Source organism: Corynebacterium sp. 122RC1 (assembly GCF_024580955.1).
In the GTDB taxonomy this organism is placed as follows: Bacteria; Actinomycetota; Actinomycetes; order Mycobacteriales; family Mycobacteriaceae; genus Corynebacterium; species Corynebacterium kozikiae.
On record NZ_JANIKD010000008.1, the window covers coordinates 42,781 to 60,291 of the forward strand.

The window sequence follows — 17,511 nt, forward strand, 5'->3', positions numbered from 1 at the left end:
GCTCCATGACCACGGAAAATACCCCTGATCTGCCACAGACCGAACTGCCTCAGTGGGCGCGTCCCAACGGAGCTGCTGGGGCCGATGAGACCGCTGGGCTCGTTCACCCAAGCTGGCTGCCGCTTCTCCAAAGCCAAGCGGCCACGCTCTGGGAGATAGACGCGATCCTGCACAAGCAACCGGTCTTCCTACCCCAGCCTCAGAATTTGCTGGCGGCCTTGAGCATCCCGTTTCACGCCGTCAAGGTAGTAATCCTTGGCCAGGACCCGTATCCCACGCCGGGGCACGCAATCGGGTTGAGTTTTGCCGTTGCCCCAGAAGTGGCCCCCTTGCCGCGCAGCTTGAACAACATTTTCCAAGAACTCGTACACGATCAAGGGGTGCCCAAGCCGGCAAATGGTGATCTTCGCCCGTGGCTTGCACAGGGCGTCATGCTGCTCAATAGAGTCCTCTCGGTCGCCCCTGGTGCCGCTGGCTCACACAGGGGAATTGGCTGGGAGGCTTTCACTGCGGCGATCATTACCGCTCTCGCAGAACGGCAAGCCCCTTTGGTGGGAGTGCTCTGGGGCAATGACGCCAAAGCAACAGCCCCGCTATTCGGCGCGCATCCGACAGTGCAAAGTGCGCACCCTTCGCCTCTGTCTGCCCGCCGCGGCTTCTTTGGTTCTGCGCCGTTTAGTCAGGTAAACAAGCATCTTGTGGCCGCGGGCGCACAACCTGTGGACTGGCGCTTGTAGGATATTTTGCATGACAACTCCGCCTTCGCATGCACTCGACGGCCACGGGCTTTATCAGTGGGCCCACGCCGCTGCCGATGCATTGGAGGCGCATCGCAGGCAGATCAACGCACTCAACGTGTTCCCCGTTCCGGATTCAGACACCGGCTCAAACATGGCTTTCACCATGCGCGCGGCGGTGGACCAGGCAGCTTACTTTGCTCAAGCAGATGGGGATTCCGCTGGGCGCGCTCAGTGGGATGTGTTGGAAATAGCCGCAGCCTTGGCAAAGGGAGCGGTCAAGGGCGCGCGCGGAAACTCCGGAGTAGTGCTCAGCCAGGTGCTTCGCGGTGTGGCGCAGGCGTGCGAACGCGGCCCGCTGGACGCACCCGGGTTCCAGGAGGCACTGCGCCAGGGATTGCGTTTCGTGGAGGGGGCAATCGCCGCACCCGTGGAGGGCACGATCATCACGGTGCTGCGTGAGGTAGCGCAGGTAGGGGAGCGTACCGACGCCCACCCGTTTGCCGACCTGCCAACACTCCTTCATTCAGCCACATCCGTTGCACTCACCGCTCTTAAGGAAACCCCCAGCCAACTGCCCGAACTCCGAGAGGCCGGAGTGGTGGATGCTGGCGGAGCAGGTTTGGTACTGGTGTTGGATGTGCTGAGCCAGCAACTGGGGAACCCGGCTATTGACCTTTCGGAGGTGTTTGGCCAGGCCAAATCCGCTCCATCACCCGAAACACCGACGCGGCACAGCACCCAGCCCGCATTAGCCTGTAGCCACGGTGAAGGGTCCCTCGATTCCGATTCCGATTCCGGTTCCGGCTACCTGGAGGTGATGTTCTACGCCGCTGAGGTGGACCGCACCCAGCTTGCTGAAGCATTGGAACCTTTGGGCGATTCCCTCGTTATTGCCCCAGCCAGTGATTCCGAGTGCACCGTCCACATCCACACCGAGCGCGCTGCGGAGGTAATCACCGCTGCATACGCTTTGGCTACGGTGAGTGACCTGCGCATCGAAGTGCTTCCTACCGCGGCCCAAAGGCATGGGGAAGCTGGGGCACCTGGGCGCGTCGTTGTTGTGCTCAGCCCTGCTGGGGAACTCGCGGACCTCTTTGCCCAGGCTGGGGCCCTTGTTGTGGAGGCAGAGGCGGGGAAAGGCCGTGACCGGGACCGCCAGGATGTTGTGCGCCAGGAATTGGTAGGGGAGATCGCGGCGACCATCCAGCACAGTCAGGCCAAGGAGGTGCTTCTGCTGCCAAATGGCCTGCTCACCAAGCTGGAGCTGGCGGCGGTGGTTCGTGCGAGCCGTGGATTCCAGCAGAACATCAACATTGTGCTTTCGGGAGCTGTGGTGCGAGGACTCGCAGCCCTTGCGGTGCACGATCCGACGCTGCCGCTGGCCGTGGATTCCTATGACATGTCTGAAGCTGTGGCTGGAATGCGGATTTGTGAGTTCACTAGGGCGGAAAAAGCGCGGCTCACCCCAGCCGGTGCGTGCGCGAAGCATGACGTCCTGGCTACTTCCGGGACCAATGTGCTGGGCGTATTCGATGACCTCCCAACCGCCATCCGTGAGACCACCAAGAACATGTTTGCCCAAGGCGGGGAGCGCCTTACCGTGTTGATTCACGCTACCGCGGCCCAGCAAGAGCGGGACGCGGGCACCCGTGCAATGCTGAACGGGGACGCGCTGCAGCACGCGCTTGAACAGGACCTTGCAAAGTACGGCGCGGAGGTCGCTGTGTACCCTGCGCACAACATGGCAAACCTGGCAGAGATTGGCGTGGAGTAGCTTTTACCATGAGCAGCACTCGCGGAAAACCTGCCCTAACAGGCAAGACGCCCAAGACACCCTCCGTAAAAGGAGTCCGGAGCAAGCCGACGCCACCTCCGCCGCCCGCAGGTCCTTGGGAAAACGCCACGCCGTTGCGTGAGGTGCTGCCCGAAAAAGAGGCGAAGGCCTTTGCCAAAGAGTTTGGGTACACCACCGTGGGCGAGTTGCTCATGCACGCGCCGCGGGCCTACGTTGCCCAAGGCCAGGTGCACGCCGCCGGGATGATCACGGAGGGGGAGGTGATCACCATCATCGGGGAGGTGGTACACACGAACCAGCGCACTGTGACCGCGCGCCATGGAAAGCAATCGGGGCGCCCGATGAAGCTCTACGAGGTCACGATTTTTGATGGATCGGCGCAGTTCAGCGCCACCTTCTTCAACGCGCATTGGATTCCCTCCATGTTGCCGCAAGGTTCAAGGGGAATGTTCACCGGCAAGGTGAAACTCTTTGGCCGGCAAGTGCAACTCCAACACCCCGACTACCTGGTGTTTCCCAGCGTTGATGAATCCACCGGTAAGGTGACACGGGCAAAAGGCTCCTCCGGTCTTTCTCACATGGCAAACGAGCTGCCCAGTGAGGAACTCGCGAACGTCCTGGCCAACTTGCCCTACATCCCTGTGTATCCGGCGAAAAAGGGCATGCCCTCCTGGCGGATATTCGCGGCCATCTACCAGGTGCTCCAAAATACCGACACCTTGCCAGACCCGATCGGCGCGCACATCCCGCAAGGCCTGCCCGATTTTGATACCGCCGTGCGCCAGCTCCACCTCGCTCAGGAACCCGGCGCGTTCCATGCGGTGCAGCGGCTGAAATACAACGAGGCCCTCACCCTGAACTTGGTCATGGCGTTACGACGTGCCCAGGCGCAAACCCGCTCGGCGCCCATCTTGGCGGTTGCGGCGGGAGCGGCAGGTGGGGCTTCGTCGGGTGGAGCTTCATCGAGTGGGGAGTCGAGGTATGGGAAGCTCGCCGCTGCCTTGCCGTATGCCCTCACTACAGGTCAGCAAAAGGTGTTAGAGGAGATTACCGCTGACCTGAGTTGTGAGCACCCCATGCAGCGTCTGCTGCAAGGTGAAGTTGGTTCCGGTAAGACCGTGGTGAGTGTGCTTGCTATGTTGCAGGCGGTGGATGCCGGATACCAATGCGCACTGCTTGCACCCACTGAGGTGCTGGCTCAGCAGCATGGCCATAGCATCCGCGCTCTGCTGGATCAGGCGGGGGTGCAGGCAAAGGTCACGGTTCTCACCGGGAGTTTGCCTGTGGTGGCCAAGCGCCAAGCGCTGTTGGATATTGTGTCCGGTGAAGCGCACATTGTGGTGGGCACTCATGCGCTGTTGCAGGAGGGCGTGGAGTTTTTCCGCCTGGGTTTCTGCGTGGTGGATGAGCAACACCGCTTCGGTGTGGAACAGCGTGACCACCTGCGCAACATGGGGCCCAATGGGCTGACCCCGCACCTGTTGGTGATGACGGCCACCCCGATTCCACGCACCATTGCCATCACGGCTTTTGGTGACCTCACCGTTTCCATCCTCAGCGAACTGCCGGGCGGCAGGAAACCGATTCAAACTCATGTGATCCAAGCGGGGAATACCAAGTGGGTGCAGCGCATGTGGGAACGCACCCGCGAGGAAATCCAGCAAGGCCGCCAAGCCTATGTGGTCTGCCCCAGGATCCAGGGCGAAGGAGGGGTGGAGGAGACCAAGCTCCAGCTTCAACACAGCGAGCTCAAAGGCCTCAAGGTGGCGATGTTGCACGGCGGCATGCATCCAGAGGACAAAGACGCCATCATGGCCCAGTTCGCAGCCGGCATGATTGACGTGCTGGTTTCCACCACCGTGATTGAGGTGGGCATTGACGTCCCGAATGCCACAGTGATGATCATTACCGAACCCGAACAGTTTGGCATCTCCCAGCTCCACCAGCTCCGCGGGCGCGTGGGCCGCGGCGGCAATGCTTCACTGTGCTTCCTCTACACCGATCGCAGCGTGGAGGAGCCGAGCTTTAGCCGCTTGCAGGCGGTGGCAGAGACGAATGACGGTTTTGCCCTCGCGGAATTGGACCTCAGTGTGCGCCAAGAGGGCAACGTCTTGGGCGTCAGCCAGTCTGGGGTTGCTCGTACCACGCGCTTCCTCAAGCTCACCCAAGATCGGGAGTTGGTGGAGCGAGCGCATCAGGATGCGGATCGGCTTGCCTCGCAGGACCCGGAGCTCGCCGCTGCGCTGGTGGAGGGCATCGAGCTGCATCTGCAGGAGTACTTGGACAAAACCTAGCGACAAAACCTAGCGACAAAACCTAGCGACAAAACCTTGCGACAAGTCCCAGCGCTGTTTCCCGCGTGCGGCGGTGATGGGTGGGCGTGCTGGCGGCGTCGGTAATGGGTGGGGCGCGCCCTCGCACGCGCTGCTTGCGCTAAGGTAGACCCATGAAAATTTGCGCCCCTTTTGCAGGCATTGTGCACTACAAAGTTGCCGCCGGAGACAGGGTTGAGACCGGCCAGGAGCTCGCATCTGTAGAGGCAATCAAGCTTGAAGCCCCGCTGCTGGCGCCAGGACCGGGGGTGGTGGACGAGCTGCATGTGGCTGATTTTTCGGACGTGATCGGCGGAGACGCCCTGATCACTCTCAGGGAGGCCTAAACCATGGGGCAAACTCGTGTGATTTCTGGTGAGGCCCGCGGCCGCAAACTGAAGGTGCCCGAACACGGCACCAGGCCTACCTCGGATCGGGCGAAAGAGGGCCTGTTTTCCTCGCTCGCTGTACGCTTTGGGTTCCAGGATTTCCGCGTCTTGGACCTCTTCGCAGGGTCGGGTGCGCTGGGGCTTGAGGCCGCGAGCCGCGGGGCTGCAACCGTGGTGCTGGTGGAAAACAACCCCAAAGCAGTGGCGGTGATCCGGCACAACGCGCAGGTAGTTGGCCACCCCGACGTGCGAATCGAGGAGATGAAGGCCTCCACCTACCTGGCAACCGCGCCCAAAGAATACTTTGACATGGTGCTTGCGGACCCACCTTATGAGCTCGCGGATGAGGCGGTAGCAGAAATGGTGCAGGCGCTGCTGCCAACGCTTGCCGACGGCGCCGCCGTGGTCATCGAACGCCACCGAGACAGCGCCGAAACAGCGTGGCCCGAATGCCTGGTGCCAACAACCCAGAAGCTCAAGAAGCGCACCTTCGGTATCGCGCGGATGGACATGGCCGTATTCCACAAGGATTTGTGGGATGCCCAAGACTCCGGCGTCCAGGGTAGCGATGGTGTTGAAGAAGGTGAAGAGGGATGAAACGCGCAATCTGCCCGGGGTCCTTTGACCCAGTGACCATGGGGCACCTGAACATTTTTGAACGTGCAGCCGCGCAATATGATGAGGTGACGGTGTTGGTCACCGCCAATCCAAACAAGAACACCGGCATGTTTACCCTGGACGAGCGAGTACAGATGATCACCGAGGCGACCGCTCACCTAAGCAACGTCAAGGTGGACAATTGGCACGGTTTGCTGGTGGATTACACCACCGCGCACAGCATTGATGCGATTGTGAAGGGCCTGCGCTCGTCCTTGGACTACGAATACGAGCTGCCGATGGCGCAAATGAACAACCGCCTTTCCGGCATTGACACCATCTTCTTACTCACTGACCCGCGCTTTGGCTACCTTTCCTCCACCTTATGGAAAGAAGTGGTGAAGTACGGCGGAGACGTGACCGGGATGGTGCCGGATTCAGTGAACCGGATGCTCGCGAAGAAACAGGCTGAATAGGCTGGATAGTCGGGACAGTCGGGGCAGTGGACGAGGCTGCCTAGGTTGACCAGTTAGCGGCAGAGGCGTGACAATGCTGGAAATCCTCGTGGTGTTCTGTGCTGTTGCCGTTGGATCCTGCATGCAACGGGTATCAGGCATGGGCCTGGGGCTGCTCGCCGCACCCGTATTAGCAATGCTCCTGGGGCCTGTTGAGGGTGTGATGGTGGTAAATCTGTTGGCCACCATCAATGCCTTGCTCACCACGTTCACGGTGAAACACCACGTTGATTGGAAGGCATTTGGCGCAATTGCCTCGGTGCTCTGGCTCGGCGCTCTCCCGGCGGTACTGCTGATCAATCACATGCCGGGGGCGTGGCTGCAGTTAATCGTGGGGGCGCTTTTGCTCATCGCCCTCGGTGGGGTGGTGTTTGGGGCACGGCACCTGCCCGCCATTCGTGGAACCATTCCGATGCTTGCAGCTGGAACCGTGGGCGGGTTTATGAACACGCTCGCTGGAGTGGCGGGGCCGGCGATCACGGTCTATGCCCAAGCAAGCGGTTGGGAACAGCGCAGCTTCGCGGCCACCTTACAGCCCATCTTTGTGGTTGCCGGTCTGGTTTCATTCTGCGCTAAGTTGCTCGGCGGCTCTGGCGGGGTAGCAAACACCAGCGCTTGGGTGTGGGTCGCAGGGATTGCAGCAATGATGATCGGGATTGCACTCGGCGGCAAACTGGCCACAAAAATATCCCGAGAGTCCGCGCGCAAAGCCGCACTGGCCTGTGCCTTTGCTGGTGGCGCCACCGTTACAGTGCGCGGGCTTCTCGGGGTTTTCTAGCTGCTGCACGCTTGGAGGGGCGGTGTGGGCCTCACCCTCGCAGCGGGAAAGAACGTGCTACAGCAAGCTGGAAAGGAATGCCTTGGTGCGCTCGTGGCGTGGACTATCAATCACTTCTGCCGGGGTGCCTTCCTCAACTACCACGCCGCCGTCCATGAACACCACTTTGTCTGCTACTTCGCGGGCGAAGCCGATTTCGTGGGTGACCACCAGCATGGTCATGCCTTCTTGGGCGAGTTCACGCATCACGCGCAGCACCTCAGAGACGAGTTCTGGGTCAAGTGCGGAGGTCGGCTCGTCGAAAAGCATGAGCTTGGGATCCATAGCAACCGCACGCGCGATTGCCACGCGCTGTTGCTGGCCGCCGGAAAGTTGCGCCGGGTACGCCTCCGCCTTGTGCGCGAGCCCCACCTGGGCGAGGAGCTGCTCGGCCCGTGCGCGCGCGTGCGCCTCCGGGACCTTCTTCACATGCACCGGCGCCTCAATAATGTTTTCCAAGGCAGTGCGGTGTGGGAAGAGGTTGAAGTTTTGGAACACCATGCCAATGTCCGAGCGCTGGCGGGAGGCCTCCTTCTCCGAGATTTCATAGAGGACGCCGTCGCGCTCACGATAGCCGATCAGCTCGCCGTCCACGTACAAGCGGCCAGCAGTGACCTTCTCCAAGTGGTTGACGCAGCGCAGCAAGGTGGATTTGCCGGAACCGGAAGGGCCAATCAAGCAGGTGACGCTGCCCTTTGGCACCTGGAGGTCGATGCCTTTGAGAACCTCAAGTTGGCCAAAACTCTTGCAGACTTGCTGGGCGTCAATCATCAAATGATTGCTCATGGTGCGTTACGCATCCTTTCCTGGGCGAGGAGGTTCCGGGACAACTTGGACGTTTTTCGGCAAAGCTCCCTCAGCGTCAGCCAATGCCGCGAGCTGGCGGGCAGTGAGCTCCCTAGTGGCACCTTTTTCAAAGTATTTTTCCAGGTAGTGCTGACCAACCATAAGCAGGGAAGTAATTGCCAAGTACCACGTTGCCGCCACCAACAACAGCGGCACGGGGTCAAAGAGCGCGGCAGCAATGTCCATAGAACGGCCATAGAGTTCGGCGGTGTAGGGAATCGCCACAACCAGGGAGGTGGTTTTCAACATGGAGATGAACTCGTTACCCGTGGGCGGCACAATAATTCGCATGGCCTGCGGCAACACCGTGCGGCGCATGGTCATCCACCAGCTCATGCCAAGTGCCTTTGAGGCCTCCGTTTGTCCCTCTGGCACCGCCTGGATGCCGGAGCGCACGATCTCAGCCATGTACGCGGCCTCGTTGAGGCCCAAGCCGATCACGGCCAGGAAGAACATGTTGGAAAGCAGGTCCTCTACAGAAAACTCCGCGAAGCCTACGTTGATGGTCTGGTAAATGGAGCCGAGCAGGCCCCAGAACACCAACTGGACATACACCGGCGTACCGCGGAATACCCACAGGTAGACCCAGGAAACACTGCGCAGGACGGGGTTGGGGGACATGCGCATCACAGAAACGACGCACCCAAGCACCACACCAATCACCATTGCGAGGACAGTCAGGGCCAAGGTGTGCATGGCGGCGGTGGCGATGCGGGTGTCAAAGAGGTATTGGCGGTAGGTATCCCAGCCATAGGCCTCGTTAGTTGCAGCAGAAATCACGAACCACGCAAACAGCGCGAGGATAATCGCCGCGGAAAGCACCCTGCCTGGGTGGCGCAGGGGCTTCGCCTCGATTGGCTTGGGTTGTGTCATTTTGAATCCTTTATGGTGTGGTCTTTGCGATTGCGCTTAACGCTGGTTGTAGGGGACTTCATTGATGAGTGCTTGATCCAGTAGCCCCTCAGTGATGCCCCATTGGTCCATGATGCGGGCGTAATCGCCGGACTCAATGAGGTGCTGCATCGCAGCCGCAAGGGCAGGGCCGAGCGGGGAGTCCTTGGGAACCGCAATCCCATACGGTGCGGCATCAAAAATTTCGCCGGTGGTGGTGAGCTTGCCGTCGGCACGCTCAATGGCATATCCGAGAACCGGGGAGTCCGCGGAGAAAGCATCGGCGCGGCCGAGCACGAGGGCTGTGGCTGCTTGGTCCGAAGTTTCGTAGGAGAGGACCTCGATTGGTTCCTTGCCTTGATCCACGCACTCTTGGCTGAGAGGGCGGACGTCGTCAGTTTCAGAAACCGTGGTGCGCTGCACCGCGACAGTAAGGCCACACGCATCCTCCCGGCTCACAGGAGGATCGTCTATGCGCTGCCCCCACTGGATGCCTGCGTAGAGGGTGTTGATGAAGTCGTAGTTCTTCCGGCGTTCCTCGTTGTCCGTAAAACCGGACACACCCATATCAACGGTGCCGCCGGAAAGCGCGGGAAGGATCAAGGAAAAGTCCTGCTCCAGGGGCGTAAACTCCAGTCCCATTACCGACGCCAACGCGCGGGCGAGATCCATCTCGGCGCCAATGATCGCGCCGTCTGAGCTCTTGAACTCGAATGGCGCAAACGGAGGATTGGTGCCGCCGCTGATCACTCCACGCTGAGCAATCGACTCAGGGACCATTGCCGCGATCTCCGGCACAGCCGCCGGCGAGATTTCCACCCAACCATCCGGATGGCCCTGCTCTTCATTGGTGACGCATGCGGACAAACCCACCGCCAGCGTGGCCGCGAGCAGCGCAGAGCACGCCTTTTGTGCAAATCTCATGCTAAGTACCATACAAGCTGCTCAAGAGTATTGAGTAACCGACAGGCTGTGGGCGGGATCTACTGCGGGAACTCCTTATGCAGAACACCGGCCTGCTTTGGAGCCTGCCGGTGTTTAGGGGACGTGGGTGGGGGGACTGCGTGCCGCCTTAACCCTTCAGTGCGCGGTTTGCTGGGGTGGCTTCCTCATTTTGGTTGCGCTTCTTGGTCAGCGTCTCCGCGAGCATCACGGCACCAACGATCGCCGCGCCAAGCGCCACGATCATGATGATCCAGCCGAGGTTGTCACCTGGGGCTAGCAGGTTTGCGTTCGCGTCTTGCCACGGCCACAGTGCGCGCAGGGAACCGAGCATGAGGCCCGCCATCGTCGCCAGGGTAAGGGTACGGTGCTTGGTCATCATGTGGTCCAACACCTTGATGAACAGCGCGATACCGGTTGCAGCACCAAGCACGAACACAATGATTACCGGCACGTTACGCTCGGAAACCGCCTGCATGATGGGGGCGTAGAGACCCAGGGCGAGGAGCAGGAAGGAGCCGGAAACGCCGGGCAGCACCAATGCACATACGGCGATGGCAGCGGCGAAGTAGATGACAACGAGCGAAGGGTCCGTCTTTTCTGCAGAGGTAAAGCCAGTGCCAAAGAAGGTGAGCAGTGCAAACCCAATGAATAGCAGAATTGCCATAACCTTGTGCTTCTGGAAGTCCGCCGGGTCAATCATGCGCAGCGGTACCAAGATGGAAATAGCCACCATGCCGAGGAAGAGCGCGCGGGCAGTTTCCGGGCTGTTCTCCACAAATGAGTGCATCACGGAGGAGAAGGTGAACACGGTCAATACCATGCCAACGCCCACGCAGGCGAGGAAGAGCCATTCGACGTGGCCTGCAGCCTTCTTCACCTTGGAACGGTCGGTGAGCGCGAACTTCACCGTGCGAAGCAGTGCGTTGCCGTTGTGGATAGCACGCTCGTAGATACCTACCACCAAAGCGACGGTGCCGCCGGACACACCCGGAACCAGCTCAGCCAAGCCAATTAGGCCGCCGAACACGACGTACAGCAAGTTCATCAGTGGGTTTTTGTGCTGCTTCGGTGCAGCGGAGGTGGGGGAGGTTGGGGAGGTTGGGGAGGTTGCAGTCATAAAGTCCAAACTTCTGCTTAGGGAATTGGCGCCTGCGTTGTGTACGCCGTGTATTGCAGCCAATTCCGACGGGGCGCCCGAGTGCGGCGCCAGAAAACTCAAAGGTGCAGTGTACTCCATGAGCTTGGGGGAACCCGGATAGGTGGCGGGTGTTGGGCCAGCTATTGTCTTAGAGTCTGTATTGGCGGGCATGGTGGTTAAAGTTCCGCGGCGGCTATTCCACGACAATTGCACGACCTGCTTGATTGTTCTGGTCTCGGTGCCACGGTTTCTAGAAAAATTAAAACCCCTCCCACCTGCATTTTTGCAAGTAGAAGGGGTTGAAGATGTGCCCCTGGTGAGACTCGAACTCACACTGGACGGGTTTTGAATCCGTTGCCTCTGCCAATTGGGCTACAGGGGCGCTGGCGCAAAGTCTAGCGCAAGGTATTCCTGGATTCCTAATCCTACGCTCACCTGCGATGCGGGTGGTGTATGGCTCCTTGGGAACTGCGCGCTTGGCCGAGGTTGCGCACTACCATGTTTTTCGCGGCATACTCGGGCTGGCTAGCTCCGCTAGATGCGAGGGGACCAGATCCGGGTGTTGTTTTGGGCGTTGGTCGATAGGTTAAAGTCGATAGGCCGTTGCGTTGGTCGATAGGACGGCCCATTTTGGGGAAAAACGGGTCCTATCGACTTTTATCTATCGACCAACGCGTCCTATCGACCAACGCGCCAGCGTGCACGGAGCGCATTGCGCCATCAAGGCAACGCCGGACAGCCCTAATCCCTCCCAAACCCGTTCAATCAACGTTCGGGCCGACGGCTACACTGGTGCGCGTGACTTCCAACAGCACTTCCAATAGCAATCGTCTCATGCTCATCGACGGCCACTCCATGGCCTTCCGTGCGTTCTTTGCCCTGCCGGCAGAAAACTTTTCTACCTCGGGTGGCCAGTCCACCAATGCGGTGTATGGATTCCTGTCAATGCTCGCAACGTTGCTGGTAGATGAACAGCCAAGCCATGTTGCGGTGGCTTTTGACGTGGGGCGGCAAACCTTCCGTTCGGAAATGTTCCCTGACTATAAGGCCCAACGTGAGGCAACTCCGCCCGAGTTTAAGGGCCAGGTTGGTTTGATAAAAGAAGTGCTCGAGCAATTGGGCATTGTGACCTTGGAAAAAGAAAACTTCGAGGCCGATGACATCATCGCAACACTGGCCACCCAAGCAAAACCGCTCGGCTTTGAAACGTTGATCGTCACTGGAGACCGCGATTCTTTCCAGTTAGTCAATGATTCCACCACCGTGCTTTACCCGATGCGCGGAGTATCTGTGTTGCACCGATTCACCCCGGAGGCGGTGGAAGAAAAATACGGCCTTACCCCAGCGCAGTACCCCGAGTTTGCAGCGCTGCGTGGCGACCCATCCGATAACCTCCCGAGCGTCCCTGGCGTGGGGGAGAAGACCGCCACCAAGTGGATTGTCCAATATGGAACCTTGGAGGCCCTGCTCGAGCATGCGGAGGAAATCAAGGGCAAGGTTGGCATTTCCCTTCGCGAGCGCATTGAACAGGTGCGGATGAACCGCAAGCTCACAGAGATGATCAAAGACCTGGAACTGCCATATTCCCCTGATCAACTAGAGCTCCGCCCTGCGGACCTGCAGGGTGTGACAGAGCAATTCGACCGTCTGGAATTTGGTGTTAACCTGCGCGAACGCGTCATCGCGGCCGTGGGGGCGCAAGCCGAAACTCCGGTGGAAATCCAGGCTGAAGTCCAGATCACGGTGGATACAGAGCCCTTGGAAAAGTGGCTAGCGGGCCGCGGTGAGAACGGGGTTGCTGTGGTTGTGCGGGGCGTCGGAACGCCTGCTCAGGGCGACGCGCAAGCGGTGGCGCTGCTGGATTCCGAACGCCATGCAAAAGCCGTGGATCTGGGGGAGATCACTCCGGAGGAGGAGCAGGCGCTCGCGCAGTGGCTCGCAAGTGCCGCTCCAAAGTTCTTCCACCATGCAAAGCCCACGATCCACATGCTGCTAGGCAGGGGATTTGCGTTGGGTGGGCTCGCGCAAGATACCTCGATCGCCGCGTACTTGCTTCGCCCCGGACAACGCACCTACGAGCTCAAGGACGTCTACCAGCGTCACCTGCAGCGCCCACTGCCAGGTCAGGGAGCCGCACAAGCTGGGGATTCCAGCGGTTCCGCGGAATCTGCCGAGCAGTTGAGTTTGCTCGACATTGCTGGGCACGAGGGTGCAGGGCTGGGCGCGGATGAGCTTGCGGCAATGATCGACGAAGCCGCCGCGGTCATGGACCTTGCGGAAGCGCTGACGGAACAGTTGCAGGCGATTGACTCCTTTGCGCTGTACCAGGATTTGGAATTGCCGCTCGTGGGGATCCTCGCTCGCATGGAACACGTGGGCATTCAGGTGAACGCGGCAACGCTTGAGGAGCAGCTCGAAACGTTTAAGGCGCAGGTCGCACAGGCGGAAGCTGAAGCGCGGGCACTGGTGGGGGATGAAACCCTCAACCTGTCTAGCCCCAAGCAGCTTCAGACCGTGCTTTTTGACACGCTCGCGCTGCCCAAAACCAAGAAAACTAAGACCGGTTATTCCACCGCCGCAAAGGAAATCGAGGTGCTTGCGGAAAAGCACCCCCATCCTTTCTTGGATCATTTGCTCGCTCACCGCGAGTACCAAAAGATGAAAACCACCCTGGAAGGCCTTTTGAAGGCAATCGGTCCCGACGGCCGAATCCACACCACCTTCAACCAGACGGTTGCATCTACCGGACGCTTAAGCTCCACTGAGCCGAACCTGCAAAACATCCCCGTGCGAACGGAAGCGGGCCGCAAGATTCGTTCCGCATTTGAAGTGGGTCAAGGCTACGAAACGCTGCTCACCGCGGACTATTCGCAGATTGAAATGCGAGTTATGGCGCACCTTTCCGCCGATCAAGGCTTGGTGGAGGCATATCGGGAAGGTGAAGACCTGCACAACTACGTTGGATCCAAAGTCTTTGACGTACCGGTGGACCAAGTGACGCCGGAATTGCGCCGCCGAGTAAAGGCCATGAGCTACGGGCTTGTGTATGGCCTCTCAGCGTTCGGTCTCTCCCAACAACTGGGAATCCCAGCAGGTGAAGCCAAGCAGATCATGGAAAACTACTTTGAGCGATTCGGTGGAGTGAAACGCTACCTCGATGAAGTAGTAGAACAAGCCCGCAAGGACGGATACACCCAAACCCTCTTCGGGCGCCGCAGGTATCTACCGGAGCTCAACTCTGACAACCGCGTAGCTCGCGAAAACGCCGAACGGGCAGCACTCAACGCGCCGATTCAGGGGACCGCTGCAGACATCATTAAGGTGGCCATGATTCGGGTGGACCAAGCATTCACCGAGGCCAAGCTACAGTCCAGGGTGCTGCTGCAAGTTCACGACGAACTCGTGGTTGAAGTTGCCCCTGGTGAGCTCGAGCGGACCCAGGAAATCCTGGAACGCGAGATGGATCAAGCCATCAGCCTTGATGTTCCGCTGGAGGTGTCCGCGGGTGCCGGAGTGAACTGGGACGAAGCGGCTCACTAGGCTTGGCAGCAAAAAATCGCCGTACCGGGGAACAGGGCACCACGCTGCGGGGACCACTGGCCCCAGGTCTCTGTCAGGTCATCCGGCCAAGTGGGTTCCAGGACATCCAGCAATTCGAACCCGGAATCGCGGATTGTCCTGATCCACTCGCCGAACGTGCGGTGATACTCGGCATACAGAATCTCTCCGGACTCGCTGGTTTCCACGTACTCGGTGTCAAAGTAGGAATAGCTTGCGGTGAGAGCGGTGGGGTCGTCGGGAAACACCCAGCGCATAGGGTGTGTCACGGAGAACACCCACCGGCCGCCCGGCACCAAGACCCGGTGAATATCTGCCATTACAGCCTGCACATCCGGGACAAAAGGCAATGCCCCAAATGCAGAAAAGGCGATGTCAAAAGCGTTGTCCCGAAACGGCAACGCCTGCGCATCGGCTTGCAACAACACTGCCTCACTCGGTGGGGCGTAGCCGAGCATGCCACGGGAAATGTCAAAGCCAACCACAGTGGCTCCGGTACCCGCCAACTCATTGGCCAGCCAAGCGCTGCAAGCCGCCTGGCCGCAGCCCACCTCTAGGATGCGTTTCCCGGCGGCGTTGCCAAGCAGGCGAGCGTCCTTTTCACTGAGCATCTCCGGGCACCAGTAGAATCCATCCAGGTAGTGCGCGTGTTCGCTCACGTACCGCGCGGCATCCGAATCCCACCAGTTCTGGTTGGCTCGCGCTGCTAGCCGCCCGCGACGGTCCTCACGGCCCACGCTGGCACCAGCGGGGAAGCCGCTGGGCACAGTGGTAGGCGGCTGCTCACTCGGTGATGTGGGAGAAGGTTGTGCAGTTGGTTGCTGCTCGGCGCTCATAAGGGCTCAGCCTAGTCCGCCTAGTCCGCCTAGTCCGCTGCCTCGGCGCGGTGTGAAGAAAGGCAGGAGGCTGAGGCGGTGGCGTCGGTACGGCAGCGCCAGCGTTACGTGGTGAAAAATCCACAACACGCCCGCACTGATACCTTGATTACGCTGCGGAAAGGGCGTAGAGTTTGCAAGGCGTGCCGTTTTTGCGCGGGGTCTGGCCTAGCTGTAGGACGGGTCAAGCCCCTGGGTAAATGAACCAAATCCGCCGATGAGCTGTGCTTTTGCGCGCCCATTGCCAGGTTTGTGGAGGCATCTCAAGCAAATTGTCCATCAACTATTCCTACGCATTTCGGAGCATTTAATGCCAACCAACAACGTGCCTCAGGTAGCCATCAACGATATTGGCTCCGCTGAGGATTTCCTCGCTGCTGTCGATGCCACCATCAAGTACTTCAACGATGGTGACATCGTGGAGGGCACCGTGGTCAAGGTTGACCACGATGAGGTTCTGCTCGACATCGGATACAAGACCGAGGGTGTTATCCCATCCCGCGAGCTTTCCATCAAGCATGACGTCGATCCAGACGAGGTTGTCGAGGTCGGCGACCAAATCGACGCACTTGTTCTCACCAAGGAGGACAAGGAAGGTCGCCTGATTCTGTCCAAGAAGCGCGCACAGTACGAGCGTGCATGGGGTGCAATCGAGGACCTCAAGGAGAAGGACGAGGCCGTTACCGGTACCGTCATCGAGGTCGTCAAGGGCGGCCTGATCCTGGACATCGGCCTGCGTGGCTTCCTGCCAGCTTCCCTCGTGGAGATGCGTCGCGTTCGCGACCTCGACCCATACATCGGGCAGCAGCTCGAGGCCAAGATCATCGAGCTGGACAAGCAGCGCAACAACGTGGTGCTTTCCCGCCGTGCATGGCTCGAGCAGACTCAGTCCGAGGTTCGCTCTGAGTTCCTGCACCAGCTTCAGAAGGGCCAGGTCCGCAAGGGCGTTGTGTCCTCCATTGTTAACTTCGGTGCATTCGTGGATCTGGGCGGCGTAGACGGCCTCGTGCACGTCTCCGAGCTTTCCTGGAAGCACATCGATCACCCAACCGAGGTTGTCACCGTTGGTGACGAGGTCACCGTTGAGGTTCTCGACGTTGATCTGGACCGCGAGCGCGTCTCCCTGTCCCTGAAGGCAACCCAAGAGGATCCATGGCGCGTGTTCGCACGCACCCACGCTGTGGGCCAGATCGTGCCAGGCAAGGTCACCAAGCTCGTCCCATTCGGTGCGTTCGTTCGCGTTGAAGAGGGTATCGAGGGCCTCGTTCACATCTCCGAGCTGGCTCAGCGCCACGTGGAGGTTCCAGACCAGGTTGTCACCGTTGGTGACGAGGCCATGGTCAAGGTCATCGACATCGACCTCGAGCGTCGCCGCATCTCCCTGTCCCTGAAGCAGGCTGATGAGGACTACACCGAAGAGTTCGACCCATCCAAGTACGGCATGGCCGACTCCTACGACGAGCAGGGCAACTACATCTTCCCTGAGGGCTTCGACCCAGAGACCAACGAATGGCTCGAGGGCTTCGACGCTCAGCGTCAGGAGTGGGAGGCACGCTACGCAGAGTCCGAGCGTCGCTTCAACCTCCACACCGCTCAGATCGAGCGCTCCCGCGCTGCCGCTGAAGAAGCAGCAGCATCCGGTGAGGCTACCCACTACTCCTCCGAGTCCGCTGAGGCAGCTCCGGCAGCAGACTCCGCAGAGGCAGAGGGTGGCTCCCTGGCTTCCGACGAGCAGCTTGCTGCTCTGCGCGAGAAGCTCGCCGGTGGTGAGTAAACACTCACAGCAGTGAGCACCTGAGAAAGGGCTGGTTCCGCATTGCGGGCCAGCTCTTTTTTGCTGCCTGAAACCCCATACCCTAAAGCTTTGAAGCCGAGCACCAACGGAGAATGTGATTCACTTTGCATTGGGATCCAGAAGTGGCGTGTTCGATTGAATTCACCCGAATGTGCCCGTACACTCATACCTGTTTCTGCTTTTCTGTTTGTTCAAAAGAGAAAGCCAACAAAAGGGCGCAAGCTCACACGAACAAACACCTATGCAGTCCATACATATAGGGAGATCGCCGGGGTTTTGAGCCGGTTCTTCCTCACAC

Annotated in this window: 14 protein-coding genes and 1 tRNA gene; 9 read left to right on the plus strand and 6 right to left on the minus strand. The window is 59.7% G+C overall.

Features of this window, described 5'->3' with window-relative positions; genetic code table 11:
* The first annotated feature begins 5 nt into the window (after positions 1–5).
* The 7 genes from NQ050_RS05525 (at position 6) to NQ050_RS05555 (ending at position 7,126) form a co-directional block, all read left to right on the plus strand.
* A complete protein-coding gene (locus NQ050_RS05525) occupies positions 6–737 on the plus strand; it encodes a uracil-DNA glycosylase (protein ID WP_257038294.1) in 732 nt (243 codons plus the stop codon).
* A gap of 10 nt (positions 738–747) precedes the next feature.
* Positions 748–2,514: a DAK2 domain-containing protein gene (locus NQ050_RS05530; RefSeq protein WP_257038295.1), complete on the plus strand. Its 1,767-nt coding sequence runs from the start codon at positions 748–750 to the stop codon at positions 2,512–2,514.
* A gap of 8 nt (positions 2,515–2,522) precedes the next feature.
* Positions 2,523–4,829, plus strand: coding sequence for an ATP-dependent DNA helicase RecG (locus NQ050_RS05535; RefSeq protein ID WP_257038296.1), 2,307 nt, complete (start codon positions 2,523–2,525; stop codon positions 4,827–4,829).
* Positions 4,830–4,981: 152 nt separating this feature from the next.
* Entirely contained in the window at positions 4,982–5,194 is a 213-nt protein-coding gene (locus tag NQ050_RS05540) for an acetyl-CoA carboxylase biotin carboxyl carrier protein subunit (RefSeq protein WP_257038297.1), read from the plus strand.
* Positions 5,195–5,197: 3 nt separating this feature from the next.
* Complete coding sequence (gene rsmD, locus NQ050_RS05545; RefSeq protein ID WP_257038299.1) at positions 5,198–5,833, plus strand: 16S rRNA (guanine(966)-N(2))-methyltransferase RsmD; 636 nt, start codon at positions 5,198–5,200, stop codon at positions 5,831–5,833.
* A complete protein-coding gene (coaD, locus tag NQ050_RS05550) occupies positions 5,830–6,309 on the plus strand; it encodes a pantetheine-phosphate adenylyltransferase (RefSeq protein ID WP_257038300.1) in 480 nt (159 codons plus the stop codon). Before rsmD ends, coaD begins: the two co-directional genes overlap by 4 nt.
* A 73-nt stretch (positions 6,310–6,382) precedes the next feature.
* The gene (locus NQ050_RS05555) at positions 6,383–7,126 is read left to right on the plus strand and encodes a sulfite exporter TauE/SafE family protein (protein ID WP_257038301.1); all 744 of its coding nucleotides are present in this window, start codon (positions 6,383–6,385) and stop codon (positions 7,124–7,126) included.
* Between the two features lie 57 nt (positions 7,127–7,183).
* On the opposite strand, the gene NQ050_RS05560 is transcribed toward NQ050_RS05555, so the two are convergent.
* From NQ050_RS05560 to NQ050_RS05580, 5 genes are all read right to left on the minus strand, one after another.
* A complete protein-coding gene (locus tag NQ050_RS05560; RefSeq protein ID WP_306428407.1) occupies positions 7,184–7,951 on the minus strand; it encodes an amino acid ABC transporter ATP-binding protein in 768 nt (255 codons plus the stop codon).
* Positions 7,952–7,957: 6 nt separating this feature from the next.
* The gene (locus NQ050_RS05565; RefSeq protein WP_257038302.1) at positions 7,958–8,884 is read right to left on the minus strand and encodes an amino acid ABC transporter permease; all 927 of its coding nucleotides are present in this window, start codon (positions 8,882–8,884) and stop codon (positions 7,958–7,960) included.
* A gap of 36 nt (positions 8,885–8,920) precedes the next feature.
* Positions 8,921–9,826, minus strand: a complete 906-nt coding sequence (locus NQ050_RS05570) for an ABC transporter substrate-binding protein (RefSeq protein WP_257038303.1) — start codon at positions 9,824–9,826, stop codon at positions 8,921–8,923.
* A gap of 148 nt (positions 9,827–9,974) precedes the next feature.
* Positions 9,975–10,964 carry a DUF368 domain-containing protein gene (locus NQ050_RS05575; protein WP_373456469.1) on the minus strand — a complete coding sequence of 330 codons (990 nt, stop codon included), beginning with the start codon at positions 10,962–10,964 and terminating at the stop codon, positions 9,975–9,977.
* Between the two features lie 329 nt (positions 10,965–11,293).
* Positions 11,294–11,367 (minus strand) — tRNA-Leu (locus NQ050_RS05580).
* 452 nt (positions 11,368–11,819) lie between these two features.
* Here NQ050_RS05580 and polA point away from each other — a divergent pair.
* Positions 11,820–14,525, plus strand: a complete 2,706-nt coding sequence (gene polA / locus NQ050_RS05585; protein WP_257038336.1) for a DNA polymerase I — start codon at positions 11,820–11,822, stop codon at positions 14,523–14,525.
* On the opposite strand, the gene NQ050_RS05590 is transcribed toward polA, so the two are convergent.
* Positions 14,522–15,379 carry a class I SAM-dependent methyltransferase gene (locus NQ050_RS05590; protein ID WP_257038304.1) on the minus strand — a complete coding sequence of 286 codons (858 nt, stop codon included), beginning with the start codon at positions 15,377–15,379 and terminating at the stop codon, positions 14,522–14,524. The two genes, polA and NQ050_RS05590, sit on opposite strands and share 4 nt — an antisense overlap.
* A gap of 349 nt (positions 15,380–15,728) precedes the next feature.
* On the opposite strand from NQ050_RS05590, the gene rpsA reads away from it, so the two are divergent.
* Positions 15,729–17,192, plus strand: a complete 1,464-nt coding sequence (rpsA, locus tag NQ050_RS05595) for a 30S ribosomal protein S1 (RefSeq protein WP_257038305.1) — start codon at positions 15,729–15,731, stop codon at positions 17,190–17,192.
* The last annotated feature ends 319 nt before the right edge of the window (positions 17,193–17,511 follow it).